Source organism: Micromonospora palomenae (assembly GCF_007829925.1).
Classification (GTDB): domain Bacteria; phylum Actinomycetota; class Actinomycetes; order Mycobacteriales; family Micromonosporaceae; genus Micromonospora; species Micromonospora purpureochromogenes.
Map to the genome: position 1 here is coordinate 1,862,213 of NZ_VIXA01000001.1, position 13,679 is coordinate 1,875,891.

The 13,679-nt window shown below is 75.6% G+C and carries 13 protein-coding genes; 8 read left to right on the forward strand and 5 right to left on the reverse strand.

Features of this window, described 5'->3' with window-relative positions; all coding sequences use genetic code 11:
* Positions 1–209 precede the first annotated feature (209 nt).
* Together FHX75_RS08360 and FHX75_RS08365 are read left to right on the forward strand one after the other, a co-directional pair.
* Positions 210–824, forward strand: coding sequence for a methyltransferase domain-containing protein (locus tag FHX75_RS08360; RefSeq protein ID WP_154937800.1), 615 nt, complete (start codon positions 210–212; stop codon positions 822–824).
* A 40-nt stretch (positions 825–864) separates the two neighbouring features.
* Entirely contained in the window at positions 865–1,470 is a 606-nt protein-coding gene (locus FHX75_RS08365) for a class I SAM-dependent methyltransferase (RefSeq protein WP_154937802.1), read from the forward strand.
* 133 nt (positions 1,471–1,603) lie between these two features.
* On the opposite strand, the gene eccB is transcribed toward FHX75_RS08365, so the two are convergent.
* Together eccB and FHX75_RS08375 are read right to left on the reverse strand one after the other, a co-directional pair.
* Entirely contained in the window at positions 1,604–2,995 is a 1,392-nt protein-coding gene (eccB, locus tag FHX75_RS08370) for a type VII secretion protein EccB (RefSeq protein ID WP_154937804.1), read from the reverse strand.
* Positions 2,926–3,690 carry a hypothetical protein gene (locus FHX75_RS08375; RefSeq protein ID WP_154937806.1) on the reverse strand — a complete coding sequence of 255 codons (765 nt, stop codon included), beginning with the start codon at positions 3,688–3,690 and terminating at the stop codon, positions 2,926–2,928. The genes eccB and FHX75_RS08375 overlap by 70 nt, the downstream gene beginning before the upstream one ends.
* Positions 3,691–3,786: 96 nt before the next feature.
* Between FHX75_RS08375 and FHX75_RS08380 the strand changes: the two genes are divergently transcribed.
* The 6 genes from FHX75_RS08380 (at position 3,787) to FHX75_RS08405 (ending at position 9,653) form a co-directional block, all read left to right on the forward strand.
* The gene (locus tag FHX75_RS08380; RefSeq protein WP_154937808.1) at positions 3,787–4,389 is read left to right on the forward strand and encodes a class I SAM-dependent methyltransferase; all 603 of its coding nucleotides are present in this window, start codon (positions 3,787–3,789) and stop codon (positions 4,387–4,389) included.
* Positions 4,390–4,495: 106 nt separating this feature from the next.
* The gene (locus FHX75_RS08385; protein WP_154937810.1) at positions 4,496–5,209 is read left to right on the forward strand and encodes a polyamine aminopropyltransferase; all 714 of its coding nucleotides are present in this window, start codon (positions 4,496–4,498) and stop codon (positions 5,207–5,209) included.
* A 77-nt stretch (positions 5,210–5,286) separates the two neighbouring features.
* Complete coding sequence (locus FHX75_RS08390; RefSeq protein WP_154937812.1) at positions 5,287–5,466, forward strand: hypothetical protein; 180 nt, start codon at positions 5,287–5,289, stop codon at positions 5,464–5,466.
* A gap of 142 nt (positions 5,467–5,608) precedes the next feature.
* A complete protein-coding gene (locus tag FHX75_RS08395) occupies positions 5,609–6,604 on the forward strand; it encodes a hypothetical protein (RefSeq protein ID WP_154937814.1) in 996 nt (331 codons plus the stop codon).
* A 247-nt stretch (positions 6,605–6,851) separates the two neighbouring features.
* Positions 6,852–7,865 carry a hypothetical protein gene (locus tag FHX75_RS08400; protein ID WP_154937816.1) on the forward strand — a complete coding sequence of 338 codons (1,014 nt, stop codon included), beginning with the start codon at positions 6,852–6,854 and terminating at the stop codon, positions 7,863–7,865.
* Positions 7,866–7,970: 105 nt separating this feature from the next.
* Positions 7,971–9,653, forward strand: coding sequence for a long-chain-fatty-acid--CoA ligase (locus FHX75_RS08405; RefSeq protein ID WP_154937818.1), 1,683 nt, complete (start codon positions 7,971–7,973; stop codon positions 9,651–9,653).
* A 20-nt stretch (positions 9,654–9,673) separates the two neighbouring features.
* Here FHX75_RS08405 and FHX75_RS08410 read toward each other — a convergent pair whose 3' ends face one another.
* The 3 genes from FHX75_RS08410 to FHX75_RS31950 are packed head-to-tail and all read right to left on the reverse strand — an operon-like array spanning position 9,674 to position 13,407.
* Positions 9,674–10,036, reverse strand: a complete 363-nt coding sequence (locus tag FHX75_RS08410; RefSeq protein WP_154937820.1) for a hypothetical protein — start codon at positions 10,034–10,036, stop codon at positions 9,674–9,676.
* Between the two features lie 22 nt (positions 10,037–10,058).
* Entirely contained in the window at positions 10,059–11,963 is a 1,905-nt protein-coding gene (locus FHX75_RS08415) for an acyl-CoA dehydrogenase (RefSeq protein WP_154937822.1), read from the reverse strand.
* Complete coding sequence (locus FHX75_RS31950; RefSeq protein WP_154937824.1) at positions 11,923–13,407, reverse strand: ATP-binding protein; 1,485 nt, start codon at positions 13,405–13,407, stop codon at positions 11,923–11,925. Before FHX75_RS31950 ends, FHX75_RS08415 begins: the two co-directional genes overlap by 41 nt.
* Positions 13,408–13,679 lie beyond the last annotated feature (272 nt).

Here is a 13,679-nt window from a genome sequence, read left to right on the forward strand (position 1 = left end):
GTGGCCGACCTCCGGTCACCGTCCGTGGATGCCGCGATCACGCCTCGAAACACCTTCCAGATCATCGTGCCGAACGGCCACGTCGTCCGTAGCATCGTTCGAAAACCCGCCCCGGCGGGTACGGGGGAGGCCGGCGGAACGCCCTGCGCGTGTCGCCGGCAGGTGCGCGAGCACCGCATCCGTATCCGCGACAGGCAAAGGGGCCGGCGATGGGTCGAGCACGGCAGGACGCTCCAACGGGCACCCAGGGTGAGGACTACACCCGTCGGTTGCAACGCCTGGGTGGCGCGCGCTGGAAGCAGCTGCTCGACGTGCAGGCGCCGTACCGGTGGAACCTGCGGCGGCTCGGCCTGGGCCGTACCCTCGACGTGGGCTGCGGGCTCGGCCGCAACCTCGCCAATCTCGGCGGCGGCGCCGTCGGGGTCGACCACAACGCCACGTCGATCGCGCACGCCCGGGCCGCCGGGCACGAGGCGTACACGGTCGAGGAGTTCTTCCGCTCCGAGCACGCCCGCCCGGACGCCTTCGACTCGCTGCTCGCCGCCCACCTGCTGGAGCACCTCCCCGCCGGCCAGGCGCTGGAGGTGGTCTCCTCGTACCTGCCGTTCGTCCGCTCCGGCGGCACCGCCGTCTTCATCACCCCGCAGGAGCGCGGGTACGCCAGCGACGCCAGCCATGTCCGGTTCGTCGGGTTCGCCGAGGCGGCGGAGGCCGCCCGCGACCTCGGCATGACCGTGGTGCGGCAGTACTCGTTCCCCTTCCCCCGGGCGCTTGGCAAGCTCTTCACCTACAACGAGTTCGTCACCGTCGCCCGGCTGCCCTGACCGCCGGGCCGCCCCGCCGGGCGCCGGTTACCGTGGCGGCATGACCAACCCGACCCGCTGGGCGACCGAGACCGGTCCCGGGCACTCGCAGTGGTACATCGACCGGTTCCGCAAGCTCGCCGCCGAGGGCGCCGACCTCGCCGGCGAGGCGCGCCTGGTGGACGCCATGGTCGCCCCCGGCTCGCGGATCCTGGACGCCGGCTGCGGCACCGGCCGGGTCGGCGCCGCGCTGGCCGCCCGCGGTCACCGGGTGGTCGGGGTGGACGCCGATCCGGCGCTGGTCGAGGCCGCCCGGGCCGACCATCCCGGCCCGCGTTGGCTGGTCGGCGACCTCGCCGCACTGGACCTGGCCGCGGCCGGCGAGCCGGAGCCCTTCGACGCGGCCGTGGTGGCGGGCAACGTGATGGCCTTCGTCGCTCCGGGCACCGAACAGGACGTGCTGGCCCGAATCGCCGCGCACCTGCGCCCCGACGGCGTGGTGCTGGTCGGTTTCGGCACCGACCGGGGCTACCGGCTGGCGGACTTCGACGGCGACGCGGTCGCCGCCGGACTGCGCCCCGAGCACCGCTTCGCCACCTGGGACCTGCGTCCGTGGCGCGACGACGCCGAATTCGCGGTCAGCGTGCTCCGCCGCCCCGCGCCCTGACCGCCCGCCGTACTGCCCGCCGCCCCGCGCCCGGTAATGGCGCCGCCACCGCGACCGCCCGCCGGCTTATCGCCTGACCCGCGCCGCGGCGCCCTAACCTCGCACGGCGGGCGGCCCATGGGTCGGGCCCGGGTCAGGCGGGGGCGGCCACCGCCCGCGCGGCGGCCGGGTCGAGCGGGCTGCCGGCGGGCACCAGGCTGACCAGGCCGGCGGGCAGCCGCACCGGCCGCACGTCGCGGTAGCCGAGCATGCCCAGCACCTCGGTGCCGGCCAGCACGTACCGCCGGCCCAGGTCGGTGACGACGGAGACCGCGCCGCCGGTCGCCCCGGGCGCGGCGACGGACTCCACCACCGCGCCCCGGCCGGGCTCGACCACCACGTGGTCGGCGAGCACCGCACCCCGCCCGGTGGCGGCGCCGGTGCGGGCCACGGCGGTCAGGTCGGGCAGGGTGGCGCCGACGCGGACGTCGCGGACCTCGCCGTCGTCGCCGACCCGCGCGCAGAGCCCGCCACCGTCCACGCCGGCCAGCCGGGGCGGCGACGGGGGTGGGGCGGTGGGGCCGCTGGGCACCAGGTCCGGCAGCTTGGGCAGGGCGGCGAACCGGCCGAGGGTGATAGGCTTCGGGTCGCCCTGACCGGTGCGGGCCATCAGCAGGGCCGCCTGCAACTCGGTGATGCCGGCGAGGCCGTCGGACTCGGCGACCGCGTACTGCCGGCCGCCGCCGGAGTTGCGGACCAGGTAGACGTCGCCGACCGCGGCGCCGGACACCCGGGCGGCCGGCTGACCCAGCTCGGGCAGGGCCGGCGGGGCCAGGTCGGCGCCCGCGGGCAGCGTGTTGAGCAGGGCGGGCGCCACCGGCACCGCCCGCTCCCGGGTGGCGGCCAGGGCCGCCAGCACCCGGCTGGTGTCGCGCAGCAGGAAGCGGCGCTCCCGCCAGACGAGATGCAGCGTGCCGTCCGGGTGCCGGACCAGCACCCCCTCCTCGCCGGTCGGCCGCCCGCCGGTGGCCTCCCGACCGATGAGCAGCGCCGAGCGGGGCGTCGGACGCTCGGTCTCGGCCGGCACGACCGAGCAGACCGTCCACGCGGCGGTCGAGAGCCGCCCGGGGGCGGGCAGCGAGTCCGGCGCGTCGGCGATGCCCAGCGGCAGGCCCCGGGGCACCCCCTCGATGGACCGACGGGAGACCAGCACCGTGCTGGACCGCTCGGCGCCGATGATCAGCAGCGCGGAGGCGTAGTTGAGCACCGGGTGCAGCTTGCCGTCCCGGTAGACGAACCGGGCGCCGGACTCCTTCTCGACGATCACCGCGCCCGGGTCGCGCCACTTGCTGCCACCGCCGGCGAAGAGGCCGTACAGGGCGAAGCCCCCGAGCCCGATCGCGGCCACCAGCACGCTCGCCAGACCGGCGCCGGCGAGCCGCCGGAACGGCGACCGCGCCGGGTCGGTCTCCCGCATCACCAGCGCGGCGACCGCCCGCTGCACGGTGAACTGGTACGAGTGGAGCTGGTCCTGCCGCGACGGCATGGCGTCCCTTCCGGCGAGTCGTCGGCGGACAGGATATGCGCTGCGTCGATGTCCCGGCGACCCTGCGTCGTCACGGCTCCAGCGGTGCCGTGACGGCCAGCCGGGCGTCCACGGCTGCCACCAGCGGGCCGGCCAGCCCGGGTACGGCAGCGCGGGCCCAGCCGTCCAGTTCGGGCCAGCAGCCCGGTGAGGTCCCGCCGCACGCCCCGGAGCAGGCCGGGGAACTGCGCGCGCGAGATGTCGACGTGCGGCCCGGCCGGCCCGGCAGCGGCCGACGGGGCGGCCACCGCGTGCTGCCACAGCCGCAGCACCGCCCCCCGGTCCTCCAGGAACACGTCGGGGTCGTGTCCGAGATAGGGCGGCTGTCCGCGCAGCACACTCCCCCAGTCCCGCCACTCGTCGAGCCCCACGCAGCAGCCCGGGTCGATCACCACGTCCCCGTCGCTGACCCGCAGACCGCCGGCGGCGTGGCTGTCGTCCCGGGCGGCCAGGTACGCCTCGACCGCCTCCGCCACGCTCGTCGGGATGACCGACAGGTCGTCGTCGGTGACGGCGGGGCCCACGAGCGCCCACAGCACTGCGCCGACCTGCTCCGGCGCGGGACGGCGGGGCACCGCGACGAGGTGCGGCCCCGGCGCCACCGGCCAGAACGGACAGTCGCCGGGCCACCGCTCCAGCACCGGCATCATCGTCACCGTCGGGCTCCTGGTCACGGAGGCAGCATCCCCGCCGGGGGTCGACACCGCACCCGATTTCGCGCCCCCGGTCGCCGGTTGGCGTATAACCCAACGGTGGACAGTAGTGAATGGGACGCGCGGTACGCCGCCTCGACGGAGCTGGTGTGGACGGCCGAGCCGAACCGTTTCGTGGTGGAGGCGGCCGCCGACCTGCCCCCGGGTGACGCGCTCGACCTCGCCGCCGGGGAGGGGCGCAACGCGGTCTGGCTGGCCGGGCGGGGCTGGCGGGTGACCGCGGTCGACTTCTCACCGGTGGCGGTGGAGCGCGGCCGGGAGCTGGCCGCGCGCCGGGGCGTACCGGTGGAGTGGCGGGTCGCGGACGTCACCGCCGACGCCCCCGAGCCCGGCCGGTACGACCTGGTGCTGGTCGCCTACCTGCACCTGCCCCCGGCCGCGCGGGCGACGGTGCTGGCCGGGGCGCGCGACGCGCTGCGGCCCGGCGGCACGGTGGTGGTGGTCGGGCACGACCGGGCCAACCTGGAGGGCGGGGTGGGCGGCCCGCGCGAGCCGGCGATCCTGCTCACCCCGCAGGAGGTGACCGCGGGTCTCGACGGGCTGCGGGTGCGGCGCGCGGAGACGGCCCGCCGCCCGGTGACCGTCGACGGCGACACCGTGGACGCGCTCGACACGGTGGTGGTGGCGACCCGGCCGGCCTGACTGCCGGGTGGGGGCACCGGAGAGCGCGCCCGGCCGGTCAGGGTCGCGGGATGAGCCGGACCCGACCGGTAGCATCCCGCACGGACGGTGGCGGCGAGGAGGCCGGGTGGGCGCGCGATTCGAGGAACTGGCCTGGCGGGAGACCCCGATCGGCGAGATCAGCCTGCGCCGGCGCCGTGACCCGGCACTCGACGTCGACGTGTACGAGGTGAAGCTCGACGACGAGTTCCTGATGTCCAGCCTCTTCCCGGTGGCGGAGATCGAGCTGGCCCGGTTGGGCCTGGCCCCGCTGACCGGGGATGCCCTGGACGTGGTGGTCGGCGGCCTCGGCCTCGGTTACACCGCACGGACCGCGCTGGAGGACCCCCGGGTGCGCTCGCTGGTGGTGGTCGAGGCGATCGAGGACGTCATCGACTGGCACCGCCGGCAGCTGTTCCCCTTCGCCGCCGGGCTGGCGCCCGACCCGCGTACCCGGTTCGTGCGGGCCGACTTCTTCGCCGCCGTCGCCGGCGGGACCGGCCTCGACCCGGCGGAGCCCGACCGCCGGTTCCACGCCGTGCTGCTGGACGTGGACCACTCGCCCCGGCACGTCCTGCACCCCAGCCACGCCCCCTTCTACCGGGCCGACGGGCTGCGCCGGCTGGCCGACCTGCTGCACCCGGACGGGGTGTTCGCCCTCTGGTCGGACGACCCGCCGGACGAGGAGTTCGGCCGGGTGCTGGCCGAGGTGTTCCCGACCTCGCAGGCCCACGTCGTCCGTTTCGCCAACCCGCTCACGGGCGGCGAGAGCGCCAATACCGTGTACGTCGGCCGGCGCTGACCGGCGGTTTCGCGCCGGGCCGGCATGTCCCGCCGGTCAGGGGGAAGGCGCGCGGACAGTCGATCAGGGAGGCGAAGATGCGGACCGTGCTCTGGATCGTCGGCATCGTCGGCGGCGCGCTCGTCCTGCTGGGGCTGCTCCTCGAGGCGGTCCGCTGGCTGGTGATCATCGGGGCGATCGCGCTGGTGGCGGTGATCGTGCTGGCGTTCGTGCGGGGCCGGCAGATGATGCGGCAGCACTCCCCCGGCCGCCGATAGGCGACCCGCCTGGGCCGGCCACGGCGCGGGCGGGAACGCGAACGGGTTATCAGGTATCGGACAGTTCGCAACCGGACGTGGTCGTCGACGGTTCTCCCGTCACACCGTCCGGAGCACCCGGACCGACCACGGGGAGATACCGATGACCCACCTCGCTCGACGCAGGATGCTGGCGGCGGCCACCGCCGGGCTGCTGTCCGCCGCGCTCGGCGTCGCCACCGCACCGGCGACCGCCGCGCCGCGGACGGCCACCGCCAGTGCCAGCGCCTGCAAGCTGTCCACCCTGCCCTACCCCGCCGATGTCTACCGCGCCGACGCGCAGGCGATCGACCGGACCGGTCGATTCATCGCCGGCACCGCCCTGCGGGTCGGCGAGGAGGACAACCAGCTCCTCCTGCTGGTCTGGAAGCGCGGGCGGCTCACCACGATCGAGTCACCGCTCGCCGACACCGTGGCGGACGTCAACACCGCCGGCACGGTGGTCGGCCACGGCTGGGTCGACGCCAAGATCCGGCCGTGGATCCTGCGCGACGGCGCCGTCACCCTCCTCCCGTCGCCGCCCGGCGGCGCGCTGCCGACGGCGATCAACGGGGCGGGAGACATCGTCGGCTACGGGGTGGAGTCCGACACCGGCCGCAACTTCCCGCTTCGCTGGCCGGCCGCCCGGCCCGGCACGTTCGAGGTGCTCGACGCCCCGGCCGGCGCCATGCCGCAGGGCATCACGGAGGACGGCACCATCGTCGGCACCGCCGGCGACTTCGCCGCCTCGACCGGCTGGGTGCGATACCCGGACGGACGCCTCCAGTCCCTGACCGTGCCGGGGGCCCGCAGCACCGACGTCGACGCGGCGCAGGGCCACTGGGCGATCGGTCGGGTCAGCCTCGGTGGCGCCAACCAGGTACGGGTGCGCTGGGACCTGCGCGACGGCTCCTGGTCGCGACTCGCCGACGAGCTGCCCTGGTTGGTCGACGTCAACAAGCGCGGGACGGTGGTCGGCGGCGACCGCATCGCCCGCGGCGGCACCTCCCGGCTGCTGCCCGGAGCCCGCGTCGGCACTCGGGCCATTTCGGACACCGGCACGGTGGTCGGCTTCCGCAACGACGGCCGGCTCACCCCGGTGCGCTGGACCGGCTGCTGACTCCACCGACTGCGCCGCCGGCATCGGCGGCGTCAGGTGCGCCGTCGAAGGTGCGGGTGTCCCGCCTGCACCGTCGACGGCGGGGGACCCGGAGGGACCTGACCGCCGAGCGGCCCGGCGCCGCCACGGTCGTCCGGTGCTGCGGCAGATTCCCCGGCCGCGGCGCGGTGCAACCGGGCGGTGCCCTCACCCGTGAACAGGGCATGGACACCGCCCGGAAACCCGGGCCCCAGTGCCGGGAGCAGCCATGACGCGGACCATCCCGAACAGCCTCCTTGCCGGCCTCACCGCCGGCGTCCTCACCGCGACGCTGGGCGCGCCCGGCGTCGCCACGGCCGCGACGAGGCCGCGCAGCGCGACGCTCTGCACGATCCGCCCACTGCCGATGCCGGCCGACGTGACCCACGGCGAGGCGCGGGCGATCGACCCGACCGGGCGGTTCATCGCCGGTCGCGGCCTGCGGATCACCGGAGACGTACGGGAGGAACTGCTGCTGCTCTGGGACGGGCCGCGGGTCACCGTCGCGCCGTCCGACCCGCACCGGTACCTCGCCGCCGTCAACCGGTACGGCGTGATTGTCGGCAGCGCCTTCGTCGACGGCACCTACCGCCCGTGGCGCTACCGGGACGGCCGGCTGGAGTGGTTGCCGGCGCCGGCGACGGTCTCCGGGAGCTGGCCGCTCGGGATCAACGCCCGGGGTGACATCGTGGGCCACGGCTCGGTGGAGGAGACCGAAACCGCCCTGCCGCTGCTCTGGCCGGCGGACCGGCCTGGCACCGTGGAAGTGGTCGACGCGCCGCCGAACTCGGCCGCGCAGGAGATCTTCGACGACGGCAGCATCGTCGGCACCGCCGGTGCCTCGGGCGGCGCGACGACGCCCACCGCCTGGGTCCGCCGGCCCGACGGACGGATCGACCGGCTCACCGCCCCGGGCGCGGTGCCTACCTGGATACGGGCCGCCCAGGGTGACTGGGCGGTCGGCGGCGCCGGTCTCGACGGGGACCACGTGTTGATGCGCTGGAACCTGCGCAGCGGGGCGACGGTCCCGGTGCACCCGGGGCTGCCATCGGTGCAGGACGTCAACGCCCGGGGCACGGTGCTCGGCGACCGGGCAGTCGACCGCGGTGACCGGCTCGTCCCGCTCCCGGGTGCGGTCCCGGGCGCCGTGATCATCATGGCCTGGGCGATCGCGGACAACGGCACCATCGTGGGCTCCACCAACGGGACCCGGCTGCGGCCGGTGCGGTGGAGCGGCTGCTGAGCCGGACCTACGCAGGCGTAGGTTACCGGTAGGTAGGTTAGGCTGGGGCGGTACGCCCGGTCGCGACCGGCGGGCGGACCGTCGTGCCCAGCGAGGGGAGACCCGATGGACCTGACCGCCGAGCGGCCCTGGCTGCGCAGCTACGCCCCCGACGTGCCGGCGACCATCGCGCCGTCGGAGGAGTCCCTGGTCGACCTGCTCCGCGCGGCGGCCGGCCGGTTCAGCTCCCGGGTCGCGCTGGACTTCTTCGGGTCCACCACCACCTACGCCGAGCTGGACGACCAGGTGGCCCGGGCGGCAGAGGCGCTGCGCCGGCTCGGCGTCGGCGCGGGCGACCGGGTGGCCCTGGTGCTGCCGAACTGTCCGCAGCACGTCATCGCCTTCTACGCCGCGCTGCGCCTCGGCGCGGTGGTGGTCGAGCACAACCCGCTCTACACGCCGCAGGAGCTGGCCCACCAGCTCGCCGACCACGGCGCCCGGGTCGCCGTGGTCTGGGACAAGGCGGCGCCGCAGGTGCGGGGCGCGGGCGCGGTGGAGACCGTGGTCGCGGTGGACCTCACCCGCGCGCTGCCCCGGGCGAAGCGCTGGGCGCTGCGGCTGCCGCTGGCCAAGGCGCGGGCCGCCCGCGCGGCGATGACCGCTGCGGCGCCGGGCGCGCTGAGCTGGGACGCCCTGCTGGCCGCCGCGCCGCCGCTGCGTGCCGAGCACCCCGCGCCCGGCCCGGACGACACCGCGCTGCTGCAGTACACCGGCGGCACCACCGGCATCCCGAAGGGCGCCGTGCTGACCCACCGCAACCTGCGCGTCAACGCCGCGCAGGGCCGCGCCTGGGTGCCGGGGCTGCGCGACGGCGAGGAGACGGTGTACGCCGTCCTGCCGCTGTTCCACGCGTACGGGCTGACGCTCTGCCTGACCTTCGCGGTGAGCATCGGCGCCGCCCTGGTACTGCTGCCCCGCTTCGACGTCGACCAGGTGCTCGACGCCGTTCGCCGCCGCCCGCCGACGTTCCTGCCCGCCGTCCCGCCGATCTACGAGAAGCTGGCCACCGCCGCCCGCGAGCGCGGCGTCGACCTCACCTCCGTCCGGTACGCCATCTCCGGCGCGATGGCCCTGCCGCCGTCCACGGTCCGGCTCTGGGAGTCGGTCACCGGCGGGCTGCTGGTCGAGGGGTACGGCATGACCGAGACCTCCCCGGTGGCGCTGGGCAATCCGGTCTCGCCCGCCCGCCGGCCGGGCACCGTCGGGGTGCCGTTCCCGTCCACCGAGGTCCGCATCGTCGACCCCGAGGACCCGTCGGTCGACCGGGGCCCCGGCGAGGCCGGGGAGCTGCTGATCCGGGGCCCGCAGGTGTTCTCCGGCTACTGGAACCGCCCGGAGGAGACCGCGGCGGTGCTGCTGCCGGGCGGCTGGCTGCGGACCGGGGACGTGGTGGTGATGGACCCGGACGGCTTCGTCACCGTGGTCGACCGGATCAAGGAACTGATCATCACCGGCGGCTTCAACGTCTACCCGTCCGAGGTGGAGGACGCGCTGCGCCGGGTGCCCGGGGTGGCCGACGCCGCCGCGGTGGGACTGCCCGGCGAGCACGGCGGCGAGGAGGTCGTCGCGGCGGTGGTGCTGAACGAGGACTGCACGGCCGATCCGGAGAGCCTGCGCACGTCCTGCCGGCAGCACCTGACCGCGTACAAGGTGCCGCGCCGGGTGGTGGTGGTCGACGAGCTGCCCCGGTCGCAGATCGGCAAGATCCTGCGCCGCGAGGTCCGCGAGCGGCTGCTCGCGCAGGACTGAGCCGGGCCAGGGACGCGCCGTCAGCGGACCGGCGGCCCCAGGCGCAGGATGCGGCGGGCCCGTCGCCGGTCCAGCCAGTGCGGCGCCGGCGGGTCGGTCGGGTCCGTGCCGGTGAGCAGTTCGACCACGAGCCGCGTCCAGAAGCCGGCGGCGCTGAGGATGTTGCGGGCCCGGCCCGGTTCCGGTGCGCCCGGGGGCAGCACCGCCTGCGCCCAGCGCCAGGCGGTCCAGGCGACCTCGTCGTCCGGGTGGTGCCGGCGCTCCCCACTCAGCCGGCGGACCTCCGCCCGCACCGGCCCCGGCAGTCGCCACCACCGCCGGAGCGTCTCCAGCCGGGCGTCGCGGTCCACCGGCCCCGACGGGGTCGTCTCGGGAGGGTCCATCGGGGCCACGGACTGCTGCCGCTCAGAACCACTCGTCGCGCATGTCCAGAGTGGTCCGGTCGAGGCCGTCCAGCAGGTCGAACCGGGCGGTGGTGCGGGGCAGCTCGAAGCGGAAGAAGTACCGCGCCGCCTGCCGCTTGCCGGCGTAGAAGGCCGCGTCCGCGTCGCCGCCGCCGTCCGCCGCACCGCCGGCCGCCGCGCCGGTCGCGGCGTCGACGGCGAGCAGCTGTTCCAGCCACATCCAGGCGACCACCACGTGCCCGACGGCCTCCAGGTAGAGGCTGGCGTTGGCCAGGGCGAGCGCGGGGTCACCGGTGGCCCAGAGCCGGCGGGTGGTGCCGGCGATCCGGTCGACCGCGGCGCCGAGCTGGGCGGCCAGCTCGGCGGCCTCCCCGTCGGCCTTCCAGGCCCGGCTCACCGTCGCGGAGATCGTCTCCAGCAGGAGGGACAGCCCCGCCCCGCCGTCCATCGTCGCCTTGCGCCCGAGCAGGTCCAGCGCCTGGATGCCGTGCGTGCCCTCGTGGATCGGGTTGAGCCGGTTGTCCCGCCAGTGCTGCTCGACGTCGTAGTCGCGGGTGTAGCCGTAGCCGCCGTGCACCTGGATGGCCAGGTCGTTGGCGGCCAGGCACCACTGCGACGGCCAGCTCTTGGTGATCGGGGTGAGCATGTCCAGCAGCAGGTGCGCCCGGGCCCGGTCGGCCGGGTCGGGGGCGGTCTTCTCCTCGTCCAGCAGCCGCCCGCAGTAGAGCACCAGCGCGAGGGCGCCCTCCACGTAGCTCTTCTGGGCCAGCAGCATCCGGCGCACGTCGGGGTGCGCGACGATCGGCACCTGCGGCACCGTCGGGTCCTTGTCGGCGAGCGGCCGGCCCTGCGGGCGCTGGCGGGCGTACGCCAGGGACTTCAGGTAGCCGGTGTAGCCGAGCGCGGTCGCGCCGGCCCCGACGCCGATGCGCGCCTCGTTCATCATGTGGAACATCTGGGCCAGGCCCTGGTGGGGCTCCCCCACCAGGTAGCCGACCGCCCCGGGGCGGCCGTCCGGCCGGTGCACGCCCTCGCCGAAGTTGAGCAGGGTGTTGGTGGTCCCCCGGTACCCCATCTTGTGGTTGAGGCCGACCAGCACCACGTCGTTACGGGCGCCGAGCGCGCCGTCGGGGCCGACCAGCACCTTCGGCACGATGAACAGTGAGATGCCCTTGACCCCGGGCGGGCCGCCGGGGATTCGGGCGAGCACCAGGTGGACGATGTTCTCGGCGAGTTCGTGGTCTCCCCCGGAGATCCACATCTTGGTGCCGAAGAGCCGGTGGCTGCCGTCGTCCTGCGGTTCGGCGCGGGTGGTGATGTCGGCCAGCGAGCTGCCGGCCTGCGGCTCCGACAGGCACATGGTGCCGAAGAACCGGCCCTCGACCATCGGCCGGACGAAGGTGTCGACCTGGGCGGCGCTGCCGCGGGCGAGCAGCAGGTTGGCGTTGCCCAGGGTCAGGAACGGGTACGCCGCGGTGCTCACGTTCGCGGCCTGGAGGAAGCCGAACGCGGCGGCGGAGACGACGTGCGGCAGCTGCATCCCGCCGACGCTCTCGTCCATGCTCGCGCCGAGCAGCCCGGTGCCGGCGAAGACGTCCAGCGCGGCCTTGACCTGCGGGATCATGCGGACCCGCCCGCCGTCGACGACGGGTTCGCTGGTGTCCGCGGCCCGGTTGTGCGGGGCGAAGTGCTCGGCCGCCACCCGTTCGGCGAGGTCGAGCACGTCGTCGAAGGTCTCCCGGGAGTGCTCCGCGTAGCGGGGGCGCTCGGTCAGCCGGGGCGCGTCGAGCCACTCGTAGAGCAGGAAGCGCAGGTCACGACGGGACAGCAGGGTGGACGACACGGATCTCCTTCCGTCGTACGCCTCAACCGAGCCGCAGTCCGGCGATGGCGTCACGCAGGTCATCCTGGCTGATCGGGCCGGCCGGCGCACCTTCCGTGGCCTCGCGCATCGCTTTGGCGAGTTGCACCCGGCGCAGCACCTCGCGGAGGTCCGCGCCGGTGAGACCCGCGGTGAGCGCGGCCAGCCCGCGCGGATCGACGTCGTCGGCGAACATCCGGAAGCCGGGGCGCTCGTGCCGGTCGATCAGCTCGCGGACCATCTTGGCGATGATCTCGGCGCGGCCGCTCTCGTCGGGTGCCGGGATGGCCAGCTTGACGTCGAAGCGCCCGGAGCGGGTCAGTGAGGCGTCGACCCGGTGCGGGAAGTTGGTGGTGGCCACCACGATGACGTCCGGGTTCTCCTCGATGAGGGTGTTCATCTCCTGCTTGAAGATGCCGGCGACCGCGTTGACGGCCTGGCTGGCGGCGTCCCCGCCCGCGCCGGCGTAGCTGATGATGCTGTCGAACTCGTCGAAGAGCATCACCGTGGGCTGCCGGTAGCCGCGCGCCTCGCGGAAGATCTGCTTGATGTTGCGCTCGGAGCCGCCGAGGTACTTGTCGAGGATCTCCGGGGTGCGGATCTCCCGGAAGTCGGCGCCGATCTCGTTGGCCAGCGCGCGGGCCAGCATGGTCTTGCCGGTGCCGGGCGGGCCGTACATCAGGATGCCCTGCGGGCGGCGCGCGCCCCAGCGGGCCATCACCTGGGGGTGCCGGAACGACACGGCGATCTCCCGGAAGCGGGCCACCACCTCGTCGAGGCCGCCGACCTGGTCGAGGGTCACCGCCGCGCTGCCCGGCGGCGTCGCGTCCGGCTCCGGCCGGACCCCGAGGGTGTACGCCCGGCCGCGCAGCACCGCCGGTTCCGGGGTGTCGCCGGCCAGCTCACGGACGGCCTGGAGGACCAGGGCGACCATCGCCGTCAGGTGCCCCGGGATGACGTCGGCGCTGGGCGTCGCGCCGCGCACGGTGACCAGCCGCCCGCCGGGCTCGGCGTGGTGGCTGATCTCGGGCCGCAGCCCCAGCTCGCGGGCGCGGTCGAGCACGGTGGCCCCGGCGGCGTCGGGTGGCGGCGCGGCGGGCGCGGGCGGGCGGAACCCGAGCCGGCGGGACGCCCCGGCGGCGACCCGGCCGGCGGCGGCGGCCACCCGGTCGGCGCGGGGATCGGCGGCGGCCAGCCGCTGGGCCAGCAGCATCCCGGCCGGGCCGGCCAGGCCGAGCGCGAGCAGCCCCACCGCCGTGGCGGGCACGCCGGCCCGCACCGAGGCGTCAAACCGGTGCTCCCCCGCCTCGACGCGCACGGTAAACCGCACCCGGCGCACCGGGTCGGGAAAGGTGGCGTCGGCCAGCAGCGCGACAGGACCGGCGGTGGCGGCCGCGAGCAGGGCGGCCGGGTCGACGAGGGTCACCCGGGCGCCGAGCAGCGTCACGGTCTCGGTGTCCGGCCGGAGTGCGTACCCGTGTCCCGTCATGCGTCCACGTCCCTCGCCGCTGCGGTCCCCGCGGGCAAGTCTGACACCCGGCCAGCCCGGCTGCCACCGGGCGGACGTCGTGGGCAGGGGTGCGGCACGGTGTACCGCACCCCTGCGGCGGGCCGGGCCCCGGCCCGGCCGCCCGCGTCCCGTGGTGATTCCGACGGACCCCCGATGGCGCATGGCTGCGCGCTCCCGTCGAACCTGCCAGGACGCCCCTGGCATTGGGCGGTGCCACGATCACACCAAAGTGTCCACTCCCGGTGCCAGGG

What these genes read in the sequence shown, in the direction of transcription:
- FHX75_RS08360 (WP_154937800.1), top strand. Translation starts at nt 210, where the DNA reads ATGGGTCGAGCACGGCAGGACGCTCCAACGGGCACCCAGGGTGAGGAC.
- FHX75_RS08365 (WP_154937802.1), top strand. Translation starts at nt 865, where the DNA reads ATGACCAACCCGACCCGCTGGGCGACCGAGACCGGTCCCGGGCACTCG.
- eccB (WP_154937804.1), bottom strand. Translation starts at nt 2,995, where the DNA reads ATGCCGTCGCGGCAGGACCAGCTCCACTCGTACCAGTTCACCGTGCAG.
- FHX75_RS08390 (WP_154937812.1), top strand. Translation starts at nt 5,287, where the DNA reads ATGCGGACCGTGCTCTGGATCGTCGGCATCGTCGGCGGCGCGCTCGTC.
- FHX75_RS08395 (WP_154937814.1), top strand. Translation starts at nt 5,609, where the DNA reads ATGACCCACCTCGCTCGACGCAGGATGCTGGCGGCGGCCACCGCCGGG.
- FHX75_RS08400 (WP_154937816.1), top strand. Translation starts at nt 6,852, where the DNA reads ATGACGCGGACCATCCCGAACAGCCTCCTTGCCGGCCTCACCGCCGGC.
- FHX75_RS08405 (WP_154937818.1), top strand. Translation starts at nt 7,971, where the DNA reads ATGGACCTGACCGCCGAGCGGCCCTGGCTGCGCAGCTACGCCCCCGAC.
- FHX75_RS08410 (WP_154937820.1), bottom strand. Translation starts at nt 10,036, where the DNA reads ATGGACCCTCCCGAGACGACCCCGTCGGGGCCGGTGGACCGCGACGCC.
- FHX75_RS08415 (WP_154937822.1), bottom strand. Translation starts at nt 11,963, where the DNA reads ATGACCTGCGTGACGCCATCGCCGGACTGCGGCTCGGTTGAGGCGTAC.
- FHX75_RS31950 (WP_154937824.1), bottom strand. Translation starts at nt 13,407, where the DNA reads ATGACGGGACACGGGTACGCACTCCGGCCGGACACCGAGACCGTGACG.